Raw genomic sequence first — 15,895 nt, 5'->3', positions numbered from 1 at the left:
AAAAGCTGATATGATCCAGCATCATATCAGCACAAAAAACAAACCTCCACCTCAGGCAGAGCTTATTCCTTCTGTATCCCATCCGAATCAGAATTCTTCTGTCAAAAAGGCAAGTCTCCTGACTCCAGTTCTTCCTACTTACCATCTTCCCGGATCTCTCCAGTGATATTTTGGTTTTCGTCCCTGTCACAGTAGCGGTGGCTGTTCTGGCATTTCACCAGATTCCTTATTAAGTACTTTGTACACCCTTCTGACTATTCAATTTTCATAGTTGCAATGAATAAATATTATAATATCATACTTTTCTTTTTATATAAATAGTTTTTTGTCAAATATAAAATATCTGAACATTTCATAGTGAAACCCGGATATTTTCTGCCTGTATTATTATAGATCCCTTAAGTAAATAACATTATGTATGAACGGTGACTTCTTTATATTTCCGTATAATGATCATATAACTTACGAATAATAAAACAGCTGCACTGCTCCATGCACAGATCTCTGCATAGTATATTCCATCTTCACCGATCAGTTTTGGCAGCAGCAGCGCAACACTGACACGCATGATAAATTCTGCAATGCCGCTGGCAAGCGGAATCAAAGTATTACCCAGGCCCTGGATAGCGGAACGATACACATACAGCAAATACAGCACCCACAAAAAGACAGCCATGATAAACAAATACTTATATGCTATATCCAATACCTGTCGGGTCTGATCCGGTTCACCGGATACAAACAGGGACAGTACATTACGTCCAAACAGTACCATCATGCCGGAAATGAAAGCCGAAGTGAGCACTGCCATATAAGTGCCGCTGCGCACGCCTTTTCGAATCCTCTGGTATTTTTTTGCACCAAGATTCTGGCCCACATAGGTTGTAATAGCATATCCATATGAAACGGCAGCCATCTCCAAAACCCCATACAGCTTGTTCGATGCCGTAAATCCCGCCACAAACAGAAAACCAAATCCATTGATCACATACTGTACCACAAGTCCTCCCACGGAGATGATCACATTCTGTATCGCAAGAGGAACCGCCAGTTCCAAAAGCCGCAGGCTCATAGAGGGTTGCCTGTAAAAGTCCTTCTTTTCCAGGCGGATATCCGGGATTTTACGTAATACGATCAAACAGTACAAGGCTGAAAATCCCTGTGCGATAACGGTTGCCACTGCTGCTCCGGCTATACCCCAGCCAAAAACCGCCACAAATAACAGATCCAGTCCCACATTGATCACTGCTGCCACTGTCATTGCGATCAACGGAGATCTGCTGTTTCCAAGTGCCCGAAGGATCGCTGCAAATATATTATAAGCAGCTATGATCGGGATTCCCGCAAAAATCAGCCGCAAATATAGCATTGTCAGATCAATGACATTATCCGGTGTCTGTAAAAATAAAAGAACATGATAAACTGTACCTTCACTTACTGCGAGTACGACCACAGACAGTAATGCTGTCATGATATAGCTTTTCGCTACTGCACATTTCAGATTTTCCTTTTCCCTTGCTCCATAATACTGAGATACAAGAATAGAAAAACCCTGTGTGATACCTGTCATGATCCCCAACACCAGCCATACCAGCCAATCTCCGGCCCCTACTGCCGCCAGTGCTTCAACTCCTACCACTTGTCCGACGATCATGGTGTCTGCCATTGTATAAAACTGCTGAAAAATATTTCCAAGCATCATTGGTATGGCAAAAGTTATGATCAGTTTTCCGGGAGATCCGGCAGTCATATCTTTTTCATTAGTTCCCATAAGAATCTCCTTTTCTTTTCATCCTTGACCGCTATTTTACAAGGGACTCTTACGAAACACAAGCCTATTTTTTCACAAAGTTTTTCTCATATTTTTGGTAGCTATTACATCTTTATAATCATTATTTTTAATGGATCATTTTTGCCACGCCTATCTTAAAACTCTTTCTTCTTCATGGCGCTCATACTATACTTATACGAAGCAAACCATATAAGCAGACTTAGCACAATGAGGGCAATCCCGATTTCAAGATCCCCTATTCCCCCTATCATATGCAGAATACTTTCTTTTAATCCCAAGTTAGTCTTCACAAAAGATCTAATTGTATAACAAATCGCAAAAATAATTAAAATTGCGATTGGCAGTACAATTCGCCCTTTCTCTCCTTCGAACCTTATCCTGATCGCGATCATAATTCCCGCAATTGCCTGAAACACAAAAAATGTGATCAACTCCATTGCCAGCATTTCCAGATCAAACACCTCTTCAGGATTTATGAGTACCATAATTCCTGCACAGATCATTCCAATGCACCATCCACATACTGTCATGATAAAGGAAAAAATATATTTTTCTCTGACATATATTTTTTTATTTACGGGTAAAGAAAATAAATATGTGTAACCATGGCCATTTTCATCATAACTGATCGTATTACCTGAATATATCGCCAGAACAGATGGGATATACATTGCAATGAAAGCAGCTGCCTTTTTTCCTGTAAGTATAAAAAACAATGCTACAAACACTAACACCAAAAAAAGATTACCACCTTGCCGAAAAAACAATCGAAAATCCTTTTCCAAAAGCCCTCTGATTCCTTTCATCATCTTTCGCCCCCTGTCAACATCAGGATCACCTGATCGAGTGATCCGCTCTCTACTACGATTTCCGGATAATTTTCTATATAATACTGCTTCTCGTTCGTCAGACAGGCAACTCCAAAAAACTCTTTTTTCTCTTTCAAAAGATACCTTTTATCTACTGCCTGATATTGTTCCTCACTGACCTTCAACACTGCATATCTTTCAAGAATCGTATCCATCGCTTCATGAAGTATGATCTTTCCTTTATGTATCACATAAATGTCATCACACAGATGTTCTAAGTCCGAAGAAATATGTGAACTGATCAGGATACTTCTCTCCGGTTCTTCTTCCATATACTCTCTTAAAATATCCAGCATCCTTTCTCTCGCTCCGACATCAAGCCCTGCTGTCGGCTCATCCAGCATCAGGAATTCTGCCTGATGTGTCAATGCAATGATCAGATTCAGCTTTGCTTTCATTCCTGTTGAGTACTCTTTTATAAATTTATCCAACGGAATCTGATATTCTTCACACATCTGATGAAATTTTTCTGCTTCAAACTTTGGATACAATTTAGCAAGAACTGCCTCAACATCTTTCCCTTTCAAGTATCCACTGAATCCGGCTTCTGCCAGGACAACTCCCAGCTCTTCTTTCTCTTTTTCACTTAACTCTTCCGGTATTTTTCCCAGGATCTTTATCTCACCGGCATCATAAGAAATGAGTCCGAGCACTGCCTTGAACAAAGTACTCTTACCGGCTCCGTTCTCTCCAACCAGACCGGTGATTCTTCCTTTTTCTACATTTAACGAACAGTCTAACTGAAATTCACCGTAGCTTTTCTTTACTCCTTTGATCTCCAACATAATCATTCATCCTCCATGATGAGTTCAAACAACGAACGGATCTCTTCCTCCTTCATTCCGCAGCGCCTTCCCTTCTGAATTGCTGCTTCCAGATCCGCCTCAACCTCTTTCCTTCGCTCTTCTTCCATCAGCTGTGTATTCGAAGCCGCTACATACGTTCCTTTCCCATGAACTGTGACTGTCATGCCCTCTGCTTCCAGATTGTCATATGCTTTCTTCACAGTAAGTGCACTGATCTTCAGTTCCTTTGCCATTGTTCTCACGGACGGCAATATATCATTTTCTTTTAACTCTCCGGAGATGATCTGCGCCTTGATCTGCTCCATGATCTGCTCATAAATTGGTACCATCGATGTATTATTGATTATAATCTTCATATGTCCCTCCTGTTGCAAACAGTATATAACAGTGCAATACTGTTGTCAACTGTTATATACTGTTTTGCAGTAGTTGACTGCCGGGATTCTGTCATCTGCCATTAGAAGGTATGGGAAGTCTTAGTCATTTACTTTTCATGATCATTAATTTTTATTTGTTACGCAAAATGTATTGATTTTATAGACCGATTAGTCTATTTTGTAAATAACTACAACAAAAATATTCTTGGAGAAATATATGACGAAAGCTATCAATAATTATGATAAAACAAAAATTTCAATGGCACATGTTTTCCTGCAATATGATCAGGCTACAATGATACATAAATATTCATTAGATTACAATTCTGACTGGTTATATATTACTTTTATTAACCGTACCTATCGTATTAACCGAAAAACGGGAAGTGTTCAGTGGTCAGATAATGATTTTGAAACAGTTCATGAAGCCAATCATAATGAAGCAATGACTATTTATGATGTTTTATGTTATTCAAAGGATAGATGCCATCTGTCACATGAATTTGTAAATATAAACAGCCTTTCCTCTGTCCGAACAGGAAATCTCTCACCGAACAGAGGATTTTTTCAGAATACCGCTGACTTTTTTAACGGAAAAACCGTTGAATTGCGTAATGCCTGTATATCACTTTCCGGAAAGGAACTGGAAAAAGGAGATGTTGCTTTTAAATTAAATCTTTTTCCTTTTTTGCCGATTATCATCCGTTTCTGGGAAGCTGATGACGAGTTCCCGGCAAGTCTTCAAATTCTTGCAGATAGGAATACTTTAGATTACATGCATTATGAAACGCTTATGTTTGCACTTACACATCTGTTTTCCAGACTGAAGGAGGAAATGCGAATTGAAAAAGGGTGAAGAATCCAGACAACGCCTGATCGAGTGTGCTGCTGAATTATTTTGGAAAAATGGGTATTCTGCTACTGGAATCAGCGAAATCCTCAAACAAACAGACCTTCCAAAAGGATCTTTTTATTTTTATTTCAAAAGCAAGGATGACCTGGCAACAGCGGTAACGGAATACTATCAAAAAATCTTACTGGAACAATTTCAAAATAGTTCTCAGGGAAATGACTGGGAAAGTTTTATTGAAGAAATCTTTGATTTTTTATCTGAAAGGACAAATGGACAAACATTTGCAGGCTGCCCGTATGCGGTGATGGGCATGGAAACAGCACTTAGCAAGCCTGCAGTTGCATCTGTATTTATGGAAGGACTGAAAAAATTTGAGCAGATTTTTCAGGAAGTATTGTTATGCTCCGGATTGTCTCCAGATCATGCAAAAATTCTTTCTCAGCGCATGCTTTCTATCTATCAGGGATATTTTCTTCTTGGACGAATCAGCGCCGATACTTCTTATTTGAAAAATGCAAAAAAAAATATGATTGAAATGTACCGGGAATACCGGGCATTTCATGGAATCTGAGAGGAACTTCAGTCCAATGCTGTAAAGCTCTGCCCCTTCCTGATAGCGTACAAATTTCTTTGCCATTTTCTTTGTTTTCTCTACATCTTTACGTGCATATCCCATACACCACCTTATCCTTTCCTGTCGCCAGTTCATGGAATTGTTCCAGATAGGCATCAAAAATATCCCAGTTGATCAATACGGTTCCATCTATTCTGTAAATCGCACCTGCATCACTGGCAAGTTCAAATAATTTCTTATGAGAAATACTGTAAATAATCTCTGCCTGTTGATAACGCAGATACTGTCGGCGCAATTTTCTAAGCTGCTCCGATACTTCCTTCATACTTGTGATTGGTTTATAATTTTTATCCATGATATTTTCGCGTAATTCACTGTTTTACAGAAGTTGACTGCCGGGATATATTTTTTAGTGCGAAAAAAAAGCGCCTCTCAGATTAACTCTAAGAAGTGCTCTTGTTGTCATGCATATCAATCATTGATCCAGTGAATCAATTTTGATTTCATTCTCAAACCTGTGTCCTTTCACCTGAAATTCGTCATGCTTCATAACGATTCATTATTATCCCAAATTTTGTTGTCAAATTGTTGTCAACTGTGGTCTGACATCATGGTTTTAGAGATTTTATATTTAATTTTAGTACAGCTTAGCACATGCCGGAATATGGTTATCAACCATCAGAAGATGAAGCTTTTCTTCGCCTTCTTCTTCATGAATAGCACTGAGGAGCATGCCGCAAAAGCTATGGATTATATCAATCTGCTCCACGCATCCGGAATGTATGAAAAGCAGACTGCTAAGATAATTCCATTCCGTAGCATTGATATTTTTGAAAATGCCGTATCAGCCGGAACCGGTAACTTCCTTGTAGACGGACCGAAAGAGACTGTACACATAGATGAATCTATCCTGCCGGAAGATACTACTTTCGGTGTCCGTATTAGTGGTGACAGTATGGAACCTGAATTCCATGATGGTCAGATTGCATGGGTATTACAACAGGAATCTGTTGCTAATGGAGAAATCGGCATCTTCGCTCTTAACGGAGAAGACTATATTAAGAAATTACAAAACGATAAAGACGGAATTTTCCTTATCTCTCTTAATGAAAAGTATGCACCTATCAAAGTTAGTGAAAATGACCGCTTAGACATATTTGGAAAAGTTCTTGGAAAATCTGATGCTTCTGCTATTACAGGACATTGCCGATAAAGCATTGCCGATAAAATTGCAAGTCCTTTTTATTGGACACATTATTTTGCATAATTGACAATAAGAAAATATCTATAGAACTGAAAGAAGGGATTTTTATGGCGGTTACCAATAATATCAGAGAAATCCGGGAACAGCGTGGCATTTACCAGGATGACCTTGCCGCTGCTATCGGATACAGCACCAAAACTGTTGGCAGGATAGAACGTGGGGACAGCACCCCATCTGCCGAATTTATGCTGCGGATATCAAAATACTTTAATATGCTGGTGGAAGATGTATTCCACGTGGAAGATTGAGTCGGAGCAGCAATCCGGTTCACCTTCTATTTTGGACAGCTTTTCATGTCCTTATCAACAACTATAGTTTTTTGATAAATGCTTGACTGTAAACCTTGTTTATAGCTTATTATTAAGTAAAATAGAGTTGCTCGAAAGGAGGGCATAATATGACTATAAAAGACGTAGAAGAGCGAACAGGTTTATCCCGTTCTAATATCCGTTTTTATGAAAAGGAAAAACTTATTGAGCCTTCGAGAAATGAAAGTAATGGTTATAGAGATTATTCTGAAAATGATGTGGAAAATATAAAGAAGATTGCATATCTACGTACATTGGGAATTTCTATTGAAGATATACGAAGTATTATATCCGAAAAAGTAACATTGCAGGAAATGCTTGAGAAGCAAAAGGAAGTATTAAAAAATCAGATTACTGATTTGAATAAGGCGAAACTCATGTGCGAAAAAATGCTGGATGAAGAAAGTATTAGTTATGAAAAATTACAGGTAGAACAATATGTAACAGATTTGCATGACTATTGGAAAGATAATCGAACTGTTTTCAAACTGGATTCCGTCAGCTTTTTGTATATATGGGGAAGTATGCTTACCTGGACTATGATTACCGCACTATGCTTGATTATTGGGGCTTTGTCTTATTCTAAGTTGCCGACAGAAATTCCAGTACAATGGAGTAAAGGAGTGGCAACATCCCTAGTTAATAAAAACTGGATTTTTATTTGTCCTGTTATATGTATCATAATCCGTTATTTATTAAAACCTTTTATCTATGCGAAATTGCAGATGAACAATTATTATGGAGAAATTATAACAGAGTATTTGACAAATTATATGTGTTTTATTGTGTTGTCAGTGGAAATCTTCTCCATACTTTTTACTTTCGGAGTGGTAAAAAGTGTTGTTGTACTGTTATTTGTGGACACGGCAATTTTTATTGGATTGTTAGTAGTTGGTTTGGTAAAAATGGATTTGAGAGGGAAAGAAGTTTTATGATTCAAATTTTATATTTCAGAAATAACAATAAGATACTATTTTTCCCACGCCTACTATGAGAACGGCGGCTATGAGATAGAAATTGCATATACTGGCAAATAAAAGAACCGCTGTTGCATGGTTTATTGGCTTCCATGTAGCTAGTATTCGGCTGAGGTATTGAAAGAGCTAGGATTGAAATGAGGGAAGTGGATAAATGTTTTGATTGACGAAATAACCTATACATGATAGTATAAATCCAAAGATGATGGTCTATCAGAGAGACTGTTATATATCTTCAAGTTTAAAAAGATAATTTTCAATAATTTTTCAAAAATCAGAATCGACAATTCATGACAAATCAACCCTGAATCGGGGAACGTTTCTCATAGAAAAGAACTACAAAAAATAAGAAAATAAAAACGGAAAACCATTGTCTGTAGTATAAGTATTTGTTATTATGAAGTAAATAGAGGATATTTTACAAAGTAAAGCTTAATCTAGAGAATCTGCCAGTGGCAGGCCTCTGTAGATACCAAGGTATACAAAAGGAGCGTGAAAAAATGAAAAAAGAAGCCATGTCCTGTATCGACTGCGCAGTAAAAAACTGCAACAAAATGGATAAAACCTATCCGGATTTCTGTCTGACAACACACATGGATGAAGAAGTTCTAAATGAAGCTATGGAATGCTACAATGAAGACGAGAACCGCAAAGTAACAATCGCTGCAGCTGAAGTAGAGTATGAGAATTACTGCAAACATACCCGTGTCGAAGAAATCATGGATTTTGCAAAGAAGATTAATGCGAAAAAGATCGGGATCGCAACCTGTGTCGGATTGTTGAAAGAAAGCCGTATCCTGGCAGATATCCTGCGCAGACATGGCTTTGAGGTGTATGGTGTCGGCTGTAAAGCCGGAACACAGAAGAAGACATCGGTCGGCATCCCGGAATGCTGCGAAGGTGTCGGTGTGAATATGTGTAATCCGATCCTGCAGGCAAAGCTTCTGAACAAGGCGAAGACGGACCTGAATGTTGTGGTCGGACTTTGTGTGGGGCATGACAGTCTGTTTTACAAATATTCCGAGGCACTGACTACGACAGCAGTGACGAAAGACCGTGTATTGGGGCATAATCCGGTGGCGGCGCTTTATACTGCGGATAGTTATTATTCGAAGTTGAAGAAGAGTGAAGAAGAGTAATATTTCTAATTTGGGCGTTTAAAGATACATAAAGATATCCCATTCAAGCATTTCTCTTTTTATCCAACGAAAAAAAGAACACACAACACTCTGTATGTTCTCTTTCTGTATGTGAAGTCCAATATTATACTTTGAAGTAGCTATCCAATCCTTTGAACTCTTCCGCTTTCATTTCTTTTGTAACATCAGCATAGATGTTCAGTGTAGTTGAAATATCTGAATGTCCGAGTGCGTCTTGAATGACCTTTATATTTACTCCAGCTTCACACATTCTTGTTGTAAATGTATGTCTAAGCGAGTGGCAGCTAAAATGAGGAAGTAACACATCAGGTTCATCACTGTGCAAAAACTGCTCATCATTGCAATCACGGATAATTCTTCGGATTGCTTTGTTGAGTGTGGCTTGGTGCTGTGCCTGACCAAAACGATTGATGAAAATAAAATCTGTATATCCGTCAATCGTGAACTCGCAATGAAGTCCTAAATATTCCTGCTTCTGTTTCTCATGTTCAAATGCTTCTTTCACAAAACCGAGCATTGGAACCTGCCTCATACTCGCCGGAGTCTTCGCTGTATTTACATTGAAATAACAGCCACTTTTACTTCCCTCGGTTCTGTGGTCATAATATACAAGAGTATGATTAACATCAATCATTCCACTTTCCATATCAATATCACACCATCTCAATCCAGTTACTTCCCCCACACGAAGTCCAGTTCCTATCATTACTGCAAAGACCGGATACCAGTGTTCATATACAGGGTGGGTTTTCAGGAAATTCAGAAATAGCTCCTGCTCCGGTTTCGTCAACGCTCTACGCTTTTCCGACTGAAAACAATGTGCTTTTTTCAATTCTCTCAACACATTATCTGACGGGTTATTTCTGATAAAGTCATCATCGACAGCAATCTGTAAAACCTGATGAAGAACCGTATGTATATTATCAATCGTTGAAGGCTTCAAATTTCTTTCATCAACAAGATAATTGTAGTATTTCTTAATATCCGATTTCTTCAGCGTTGATATTCTTTTACTTCCAATCACTGGTCGCACAAAAGTATTGTACATATATTTGTAATTTTCAAAGGTATTATTCTTCAGCCCTCTTTTCATATTTGCCCAAGCGGTAAGTTTTTCTCCGACCACTCCGAAACAAGTTCCGGATGTACTTCTGCTAAACTGTTATTCATAGCCAAACCTCAACCTCCTTGTGCTTAGAGTATATGAAGTTTTAGCTTTGTCTTGTAGTTTGCGAATATCCGTATAAATAGAAAAAGCCCTTTGAGAAAAGGATTTCTCCTCTCTCAAAGGGCAACCTGACAAACTGAAAGTTGCCGCTTTCCTGTACTTACCATTTTTCATTAAAGCGGCTGCATCAGCTCAAGAATGATTCCATCCGGGTCTCTAAAATAAAAAGCTCTACTTTCCCCAAATCCATCTGCTCTAAAATCGAAATACTGCGGTTCAGACAAGCACTCCACATTATTATCTACGAGATGTTTGTAAGCAGAATCAATATCATCTGTGTAGAAACATACTTCCGAGATAGATGTTGTAAACAAATCAGAGGGAACTTTCTTTACTTCGTTGTTTACAAACTGAATCAGCTCAACTGGCGGTGCTTCAACAGCCTTGGAGCCATTCAAATAAGCGACCCTTGCTTTGCAATTTACTCTACGAAACATTTTATCTGTTTCTTCGCCTTCCATAAAAATCTCTCCTTGAAACTCAAGCCCAAGGACATCTCTGTAGAATGCAATTGAGCGTTCCAAATCAGAAACCGTTAGTCCTACATGATAAATTCTTCCAAACATATATATTTCTCCTGTAAATTTCGATATGTATTTTTGTTTGTTTAAAAAATGGGCAATCCCGATTGGAATTGCCCACTCATTGTACTAATTATGCGATTTTTTCTTGCTTGCACCGATTTCTGCATCAAATGATGTAAGTTTGATGTAAATCGCTGTTTTTTTAGTTTTTTATCAAATGAAGTACGTCCCGTCTATTCGGTAAAACGGTACATCTTTACATCATCTTAATAGAGCTTTGCACCTGCTGGAATATGGTCATCAACCATCAGAAGATGGAGCTTTTCTTCGCCTTCTTCTTCGTGGATAGCACTGAGGAGCATACCGCAAGAGTCAATGCCCATCATAGCTCTCGGTGGAAGATTTGTGATAGCGATAAGCGTCTTTCCAACCAGTTCTTCAGGCTCATAAAAGCTATGAATACCACTTAAAATGGTTCTGTCTGTGCCTGTTCCGTCATCAAGAGTGAACTGTAACAGTTTCTTTGACTTCGGTACTGCAACACACTCTTTAACTTTTACTGCACGGAAATCTGACTTGCTGAATGTGTCAAAATCAACTGCTTCCTCAAACAAAGGCTCAATCTTTACCTTAGAAAAATCAATCTTTTCAGGCTCAGCTTTCACTTCTGCAGCTGCCGGAGCTGCTTCGGAAGTCTTGGAAGCTTTCTTATCAGCGTCCAGGGACTTCATTGTCGGGAACAGAAGTACGTCACGAATTGCCTGGCTGTCTGTCAGGAGCATAACGAGACGGTCGATTCCGTATCCGATACCACCTGTTGGCGGCATACCGATCTCCAGTGCATTCAGGAAGTCTTCATCTGTGTGGTTGGCTTCCTCATCACCTGCGTCTGCAAGGGCATCCTGTGCTTTGAAACGCTCTCTCTGATCGATCGGGTCGTTGAGCTCGGAATATGCGTTACACATTTCCCATGTATTGATAAAGAGCTCGAAACGCTCTACCTTGTTCGGATCGGAAGGTTTCTTCTTGGTCAGCGGAGAGATCTCGATCGGATGATCCATGATAAATGTCGGCTGGATCAGCTCTTTCTCACAGTACTCCTCGAAGAAGAGGTTGATGATATCACCCTTCTTATGGCGATCCTCATACTCGATATGATGCTCGTCAGCAAGCTTCTTGGCTGCCTCATCATCTGCTACTTCGTCAAAGTCGATTCCTGCATATTTCTTGATGGCATCGTTCATGGTCAGACGTGCGAAAGGCTTTCCAAGATCGATCTCGATACCATTGTAGGAAATCTTTGTGGAACCGCAGACCTTCTCTGCAAGGTAACGGAACATGGACTCTGTCAGCTCCATCATTCCCTCATAATCAGTATATGCCTGATAAAGCTCCATCAGAGTGAACTCCGGATTGTGACGGGTATCAACACCCTCGTTACGGAATACACGGCCGATCTCGTAAACTCTCTCAAGTCCGCCTACGATCAGTCTCTTAAGATAAAGCTCCAGGGAAATACGAAGCTTAACGTCTTCGTTCAGTGCGTTGTAATGTGTCTCGAATGGTCTTGCAGCTGCACCGCCTGCGTTGGAAACCAGCATTGGTGTCTCAACTTCCATGAAGTCACGTCCTGCAAGGAAGTTACGGATCTCCTTAAGGATCTGGGAACGTTTGATAAATACATTCTTGCTGTCCTGGTTCATGATAAGATCCACATATCTCTGACGATAACGGGTATCTGTATCTGTCAGTCCGTGGAATTTCTCAGGAAGGATCTGTAAGCTCTTGGAAAGAAGAGTCATCTTCTCTGCATGAATGGAGATCTCACCTGTTCTTGTTCTGAAAGCAAATCCCTCCAGACCAAAAATATCACCGATATCAGATTTCTTGAAATCTGCATAGGAATCGGTTCCAATGGCATCTCTTGCCACATAAACCTGAATGTTACCCTGTAAATCCTGGATATTGCAGAAAGAAGCTTTTCCCATTACACGCTTGAACATCATACGTCCTGCGATCGATACATGGATCGGGCTTGCGTCCATGATGCTTCTTCTTTCTTCATAATCCTTCTTCTGAGCCTCTTTTGCCTGCTCTTCATCAAGACCTGTTACATCAAGCTCCTTGCGATCTTTGAGAAGCTCTGCCTCATGTGCTTCATAGAGATTCTTTACCTCAAGGGAATGATGTGTCTGATCAAATTTTGTGATCTGAAACGGGTCCCTGCCATTTGCCTGAAGGTCTGCCAGTTTGTCACGACGTACCTTAAGCAGCTGGTTTACATCCTGCTTCTTCTGCTCTGCCACTTGTTGGCCTCCTTAATCTATCTGTCGTTCAAGCGGATCTGTGCGATCCGCTCCGTTGTCTGCTTTATACGTTTCTCTGGATCTCAAGAACCTTGTATTTCATGATTCCGGACGGCATCTCAACCTCAACGATATCGTTGGTGTGTGCACCGATCAGTGCTTTACCTACCGGAGACTCATTGGAGATCTTTCCTTCAAGGCTGTTAGCCTCTGTGGAACCTACGATCTTCAGCTCCATATCTTCCTCAAATTCATAATCATGAACCTTAACCTTGCAGCCTACGCTGATTCTGTCAAGATCGACTTCGTCCTCTACTACAACCTCAGCGTTCTTGAGGATCTTCTCGATCTCCTCGATACGTGCCTCGATATCTCTCTGCTCATCCTTTGCTGCATCGTACTCTGCGTTCTCAGAAAGGTCTCCCTGCTCTCTGGCCTCTTTGATCTTTCCTGCTACTTCTTTTCTCTTAACAACTTTCAGATCGTGCAGCTCGTCTTCCAGTTTTCTAAGTCCTGCGTATGTGAGTAAGTTCTTCTTTGCTTCTTCCATTTTGCCTTACTTCCTTTCAAAACCGTGCTGTTTTTTCTGAAAAAAATACAGCTTCGGATATTTCTGTTGCTACCATTCCCAAGAGCTCTTTTTTCTAAAAAAGGGCGTAAAAATCTCAGGATATTCACAATTCCTGTATTATACCGAAAAGCCCCAGTATTGTCAAGCATTCCACGTCGAAAAAGGGTCCCTGAAATATGCAAAAAAAGCCGCGCGAAATCTCAGATTTCAACACGGCTTTTCTATATTATCCTGCCCGGTCTGATTCCTTATTTCTTCTCCGGAAAAAGATCTTTATAACGATTAGTCACCATCTGTGTCTGATACTCAAAATCCTGTTTATGCTGATTGACCAGTGTAGAAAGGATGATCCCGGAAAACCAGCAGATGATAGCTGTCAGGATCACAAACCCGCTGACGATCAGTGTCGGGATCTTTTCCACTGTCCCAACCTCCAGAAAATGTACCAGCACCGGAATAAAGAATACCATTCCCACCACAAACAGCACTGCTGCGATAAGGGAGAAGAACTCCAGCGGCTTGTAATTCTTGAACATTTTCACAATAGTCTTCAGGACCTTAAATCCATCTGCATAAGTATTCAGCTTGGACTCACTTCCCTCCGGCCTGTCACGATATTCAATGACTACATTCTCAACCTGCATGTTCTTATCGATGGCGTGGATCGTCATCTCTGTCTCGATCTCAAAATTCCTGGAAAGTACCGGGAATGTTTTTACAAAGCGGTAACTCATGGCACGGTAACCTGTCATGATATCCTTGATGTTGCTTTTGAAAAGACGGTTAATGGAACCTCTTACGATGCTGTTTCCAAAGTTGTGGAAAGGTCTCTTGTTCTCTGTAAAATATGTAGAAGAAAGGCGGTCACCAACTACCATGTCTGTGCCTTTCTCCAGAACCTTGCTGCACATTTCAGCTGCAAACTCTGCCGGATAAGTATCGTCGCCATCTACCATAAGATAACACTGCGCATCAATATCCCGAAACATACTGCGGATCACGTTTCCTTTTCCCTGCTGATACTCATAACGGACAACTGCCCCTTCTTTTCTGGCGATCTCGTCTGTTCCATCTGTAGAGTTATTATCATATACGTAGATCACAGCTTCCGGAAGTGCTTTTTTCATATCGCGGATAACCTTTGCTACCGTCTTGCTTTCGTTGTAGCAAGGAATTAAAACTGCTATTTTATCTGCCATTATTTTTCTCCTGTAAAACAAAAAACTTTCTGCGGATTCCCGCTAACTGACTGTAGCACGCGCCCCGTTCCTTGTCAATAGAACGTTTCGTTTTCTCCGACATACTTTTCTCTTTTATCGCTCCAGTACCATGTCTGTAAGCTTTTTCAATTCTTCATAGCTTGAAATATTATTAGATTCTCTCCGGATTCCCGCACTGTGCCGCATACCGGCTGTATACCAGGCTACATGCTTCCGCATTTCGCGGATCCCGATATACTCACCCTTTATCGCGATCTGATCTTCGGCATGGCGCAGGATCATCTCGCAGACTTCCTCTGCGGTTGGTCTGGAAAGCTTTTCCCCGGTGCGGAAATAGTGGTTCAGTTCCCGGAAGATCCACGGGTTCCCACGTACTGCACGGCCGATCATCACTGCATCGCAGCCAGTTTCTTTAAACATGGCTTCTGCAGTTTCCGGTGAAACGATATCTCCGTTTCCTATCACCGGAATAGTCACCGCTTCCTTCACCCTGCGGATAGCATCCCAGTCCGCCTGACCGGAATAATACTGCTGTCTGGTCCTTCCATGAACTGCGATGGCTGCTGCACCGGCATCCTCCACCCGTTTTGCGATCTCCACCACATCCACCGGCGTATTTTCATCAAAGCCAATGCGGACCTTCACCGTTACCGGCTTGGAAACTGCTCCGGAAACACTGCGGACGATCTCTTCGATCAGCTGAGGATCCTTCAGAAGAGCTGAGCCCTCGCCATTATTTACCACCTTGGGAACCGGACATCCCATATTGATATCGAGAATGTCAAAGGGACGCTCCTCAATGCTTTTTGCCACCTCTGCCATAAGGTCCGGCTCGCTGCCGAAAAGCTGCATGGATACCGGATGCTCCCCGGGATCGATCTCCATCAGCGCCTCTGTATTCTTATTATGAAAAGAGATCGCCTTGGCACTGACCATCTCCATACAGATCAGGCCTGCACCCTGCTCCTTGCAAAGTCTTCGAAATGCCAGATCCGTAACCCCTGCCATCGGTGCAAGCACAAAGGGGTTCGGTATCTCCACATTTCCGATCTTCCACTGCATCTTC

Annotated in this window: 17 protein-coding genes, 1 pseudogene and 1 riboswitch; of the genes and pseudogenes, 6 read left to right on the top strand and 12 right to left on the bottom strand. The window is 40.8% G+C overall.

The window, feature by feature from the left end:
- Positions 1-91: 91 nt before the first annotated feature.
- Positions 92-265, bottom strand: a riboswitch (cobalamin riboswitch).
- 147 nt (positions 266-412) lie between these two features.
- The 4 genes from NE671_RS11755 to NE671_RS11740 all read right to left on the bottom strand — a co-directional run bounded on the left by NE671_RS11755 (position 413) and on the right by NE671_RS11740 (position 3,823).
- Positions 413-1,771 (bottom strand): MATE family efflux transporter, encoded by a 1,359-nt coding sequence (locus NE671_RS11755; protein WP_195274674.1) that lies wholly within the window; start codon positions 1,769-1,771, stop codon positions 413-415.
- Positions 1,772-1,926: 155 nt separating this feature from the next.
- Positions 1,927-2,601 carry an ABC-2 transporter permease gene (locus tag NE671_RS11750; protein ID WP_173761334.1) on the bottom strand — a complete coding sequence of 225 codons (675 nt, stop codon included), beginning with the start codon at positions 2,599-2,601 and terminating at the stop codon, positions 1,927-1,929.
- The gene (locus NE671_RS11745) at positions 2,598-3,446 is read right to left on the bottom strand and encodes an ABC transporter ATP-binding protein (protein ID WP_161210077.1); all 849 of its coding nucleotides are present in this window, start codon (positions 3,444-3,446) and stop codon (positions 2,598-2,600) included. Before NE671_RS11745 ends, NE671_RS11750 begins: the two co-directional genes overlap by 4 nt.
- A gap of 2 nt (positions 3,447-3,448) precedes the next feature.
- Complete coding sequence (locus NE671_RS11740) at positions 3,449-3,823, bottom strand: GntR family transcriptional regulator (RefSeq protein ID WP_015526677.1); 375 nt, start codon at positions 3,821-3,823, stop codon at positions 3,449-3,451.
- A 238-nt stretch (positions 3,824-4,061) separates the two neighbouring features.
- On the opposite strand from NE671_RS11740, the gene NE671_RS11735 reads away from it, so the two are divergent.
- Both NE671_RS11735 and NE671_RS11730 read left to right on the top strand, forming a co-directional pair.
- Positions 4,062-4,700 (top strand): DUF3786 domain-containing protein, encoded by a 639-nt coding sequence (locus NE671_RS11735; RefSeq protein ID WP_119239792.1) that lies wholly within the window; start codon positions 4,062-4,064, stop codon positions 4,698-4,700.
- The gene (locus tag NE671_RS11730; protein ID WP_021650919.1) at positions 4,687-5,268 is read left to right on the top strand and encodes a TetR/AcrR family transcriptional regulator; all 582 of its coding nucleotides are present in this window, start codon (positions 4,687-4,689) and stop codon (positions 5,266-5,268) included. Before NE671_RS11735 ends, NE671_RS11730 begins: the two co-directional genes overlap by 14 nt.
- An 88-nt stretch (positions 5,269-5,356) precedes the next feature.
- On the opposite strand, the gene NE671_RS11725 is transcribed toward NE671_RS11730, so the two are convergent.
- Together NE671_RS11725 and NE671_RS16190 are read right to left on the bottom strand one after the other, a co-directional pair.
- Positions 5,357-5,626 carry a DUF6462 family protein gene (locus tag NE671_RS11725; RefSeq protein WP_173758432.1) on the bottom strand — a complete coding sequence of 90 codons (270 nt, stop codon included), beginning with the start codon at positions 5,624-5,626 and terminating at the stop codon, positions 5,357-5,359.
- Positions 5,627-5,908: 282 nt separating this feature from the next.
- Positions 5,909-6,010 (bottom strand): annotated as a pseudogene (locus NE671_RS16190) (methionine--tRNA ligase subunit beta); the annotation flags it as partial.
- On the opposite strand from NE671_RS16190, the gene NE671_RS11720 reads away from it, so the two are divergent.
- The 4 genes from NE671_RS11720 (at position 5,984) to NE671_RS11705 (ending at position 8,959) form a co-directional block, all read left to right on the top strand.
- Positions 5,984-6,484 (top strand): S24 family peptidase, encoded by a 501-nt coding sequence (locus NE671_RS11720; protein WP_442863823.1) that lies wholly within the window; start codon positions 5,984-5,986, stop codon positions 6,482-6,484. The pseudogene NE671_RS16190 and the gene NE671_RS11720 sit on opposite strands and share 27 nt — an antisense overlap.
- Positions 6,485-6,582: 98 nt before the next feature.
- The gene (locus NE671_RS11715) at positions 6,583-6,783 is read left to right on the top strand and encodes a helix-turn-helix transcriptional regulator (protein WP_004611564.1); all 201 of its coding nucleotides are present in this window, start codon (positions 6,583-6,585) and stop codon (positions 6,781-6,783) included.
- Positions 6,784-6,932: 149 nt separating this feature from the next.
- Entirely contained in the window at positions 6,933-7,778 is an 846-nt protein-coding gene (locus NE671_RS11710) for a MerR family transcriptional regulator (protein WP_015530080.1), read from the top strand.
- A 542-nt stretch (positions 7,779-8,320) separates the two neighbouring features.
- A complete protein-coding gene (locus NE671_RS11705) occupies positions 8,321-8,959 on the top strand; it encodes a DUF1847 domain-containing protein (protein WP_256164001.1) in 639 nt (212 codons plus the stop codon).
- A 124-nt stretch (positions 8,960-9,083) separates the two neighbouring features.
- Here NE671_RS11705 and NE671_RS11700 read toward each other — a convergent pair whose 3' ends face one another.
- The 6 genes from NE671_RS11700 to dusB form a co-directional block, all read right to left on the bottom strand.
- Positions 9,084-10,106, bottom strand: a complete 1,023-nt coding sequence (locus tag NE671_RS11700; RefSeq protein ID WP_330383275.1) for a site-specific integrase — start codon at positions 10,104-10,106, stop codon at positions 9,084-9,086.
- 215 nt (positions 10,107-10,321) lie between these two features.
- On the bottom strand, positions 10,322-10,774 hold the full coding sequence (locus NE671_RS11695; RefSeq protein ID WP_059086449.1) for a VOC family protein: 453 nt from the start codon (positions 10,772-10,774) through the stop codon (positions 10,322-10,324).
- A gap of 224 nt (positions 10,775-10,998) precedes the next feature.
- Positions 10,999-13,038: a lysine--tRNA ligase gene (gene lysS / locus NE671_RS11690; RefSeq protein WP_118609127.1), complete on the bottom strand. Its 2,040-nt coding sequence runs from the start codon at positions 13,036-13,038 to the stop codon at positions 10,999-11,001.
- Between the two features lie 64 nt (positions 13,039-13,102).
- Positions 13,103-13,588 carry a transcription elongation factor GreA gene (gene greA / locus NE671_RS11685; RefSeq protein ID WP_015526720.1) on the bottom strand — a complete coding sequence of 162 codons (486 nt, stop codon included), beginning with the start codon at positions 13,586-13,588 and terminating at the stop codon, positions 13,103-13,105.
- 269 nt (positions 13,589-13,857) lie between these two features.
- Entirely contained in the window at positions 13,858-14,808 is a 951-nt protein-coding gene (locus tag NE671_RS11680) for a glycosyltransferase family 2 protein (protein ID WP_015526721.1), read from the bottom strand.
- A 114-nt stretch (positions 14,809-14,922) separates the two neighbouring features.
- On the bottom strand, positions 14,923-15,891 hold the full coding sequence (dusB, locus tag NE671_RS11675) for a tRNA dihydrouridine synthase DusB (protein ID WP_059086948.1): 969 nt from the start codon (positions 15,889-15,891) through the stop codon (positions 14,923-14,925).
- Positions 15,892-15,895 lie beyond the last annotated feature (4 nt).

The organism is Blautia sp. DFI.9.10 (assembly GCF_024461705.1).
Taxonomy (GTDB): Bacteria; Bacillota; Clostridia; order Lachnospirales; family Lachnospiraceae; genus Blautia_A; species Blautia_A fusiformis.
This window is presented reverse-complemented; position numbering and strand designations above follow the sequence as displayed.

Bases quoted from the DNA above. Each gene is read 5' to 3' on its own strand.
- NE671_RS11755 (WP_195274674.1), bottom strand. From the start codon at position 1,771: ATGGGAACTAATGAAAAAGATATGACTGCCGGATCTCCCGGAAAACTG.
- NE671_RS11750 (WP_173761334.1), bottom strand. From the start codon at position 2,601: ATGATGAAAGGAATCAGAGGGCTTTTGGAAAAGGATTTTCGATTGTTT.
- NE671_RS11745 (WP_161210077.1), bottom strand. From the start codon at position 3,446: ATGTTGGAGATCAAAGGAGTAAAGAAAAGCTACGGTGAATTTCAGTTA.
- NE671_RS11740 (WP_015526677.1), bottom strand. From the start codon at position 3,823: ATGAAGATTATAATCAATAATACATCGATGGTACCAATTTATGAGCAG.
- NE671_RS11735 (WP_119239792.1), top strand. From the start codon at position 4,062: ATGACGAAAGCTATCAATAATTATGATAAAACAAAAATTTCAATGGCA.
- NE671_RS11725 (WP_173758432.1), bottom strand. From the start codon at position 5,626: ATGGATAAAAATTATAAACCAATCACAAGTATGAAGGAAGTATCGGAG.
- NE671_RS11720 (WP_442863823.1), top strand. From the start codon at position 5,984: ATGAATAGCACTGAGGAGCATGCCGCAAAAGCTATGGATTATATCAAT.
- NE671_RS11715 (WP_004611564.1), top strand. From the start codon at position 6,583: ATGGCGGTTACCAATAATATCAGAGAAATCCGGGAACAGCGTGGCATT.
- NE671_RS11710 (WP_015530080.1), top strand. From the start codon at position 6,933: ATGACTATAAAAGACGTAGAAGAGCGAACAGGTTTATCCCGTTCTAAT.
- NE671_RS11705 (WP_256164001.1), top strand. From the start codon at position 8,321: ATGAAAAAAGAAGCCATGTCCTGTATCGACTGCGCAGTAAAAAACTGC.
- NE671_RS11695 (WP_059086449.1), bottom strand. From the start codon at position 10,774: ATGTTTGGAAGAATTTATCATGTAGGACTAACGGTTTCTGATTTGGAA.
- greA (WP_015526720.1), bottom strand. From the start codon at position 13,588: ATGGAAGAAGCAAAGAAGAACTTACTCACATACGCAGGACTTAGAAAA.
- NE671_RS11680 (WP_015526721.1), bottom strand. From the start codon at position 14,808: ATGGCAGATAAAATAGCAGTTTTAATTCCTTGCTACAACGAAAGCAAG.
- dusB (WP_059086948.1), bottom strand. From the start codon at position 15,891: ATGCAGTGGAAGATCGGAAATGTGGAGATACCGAACCCCTTTGTGCTT.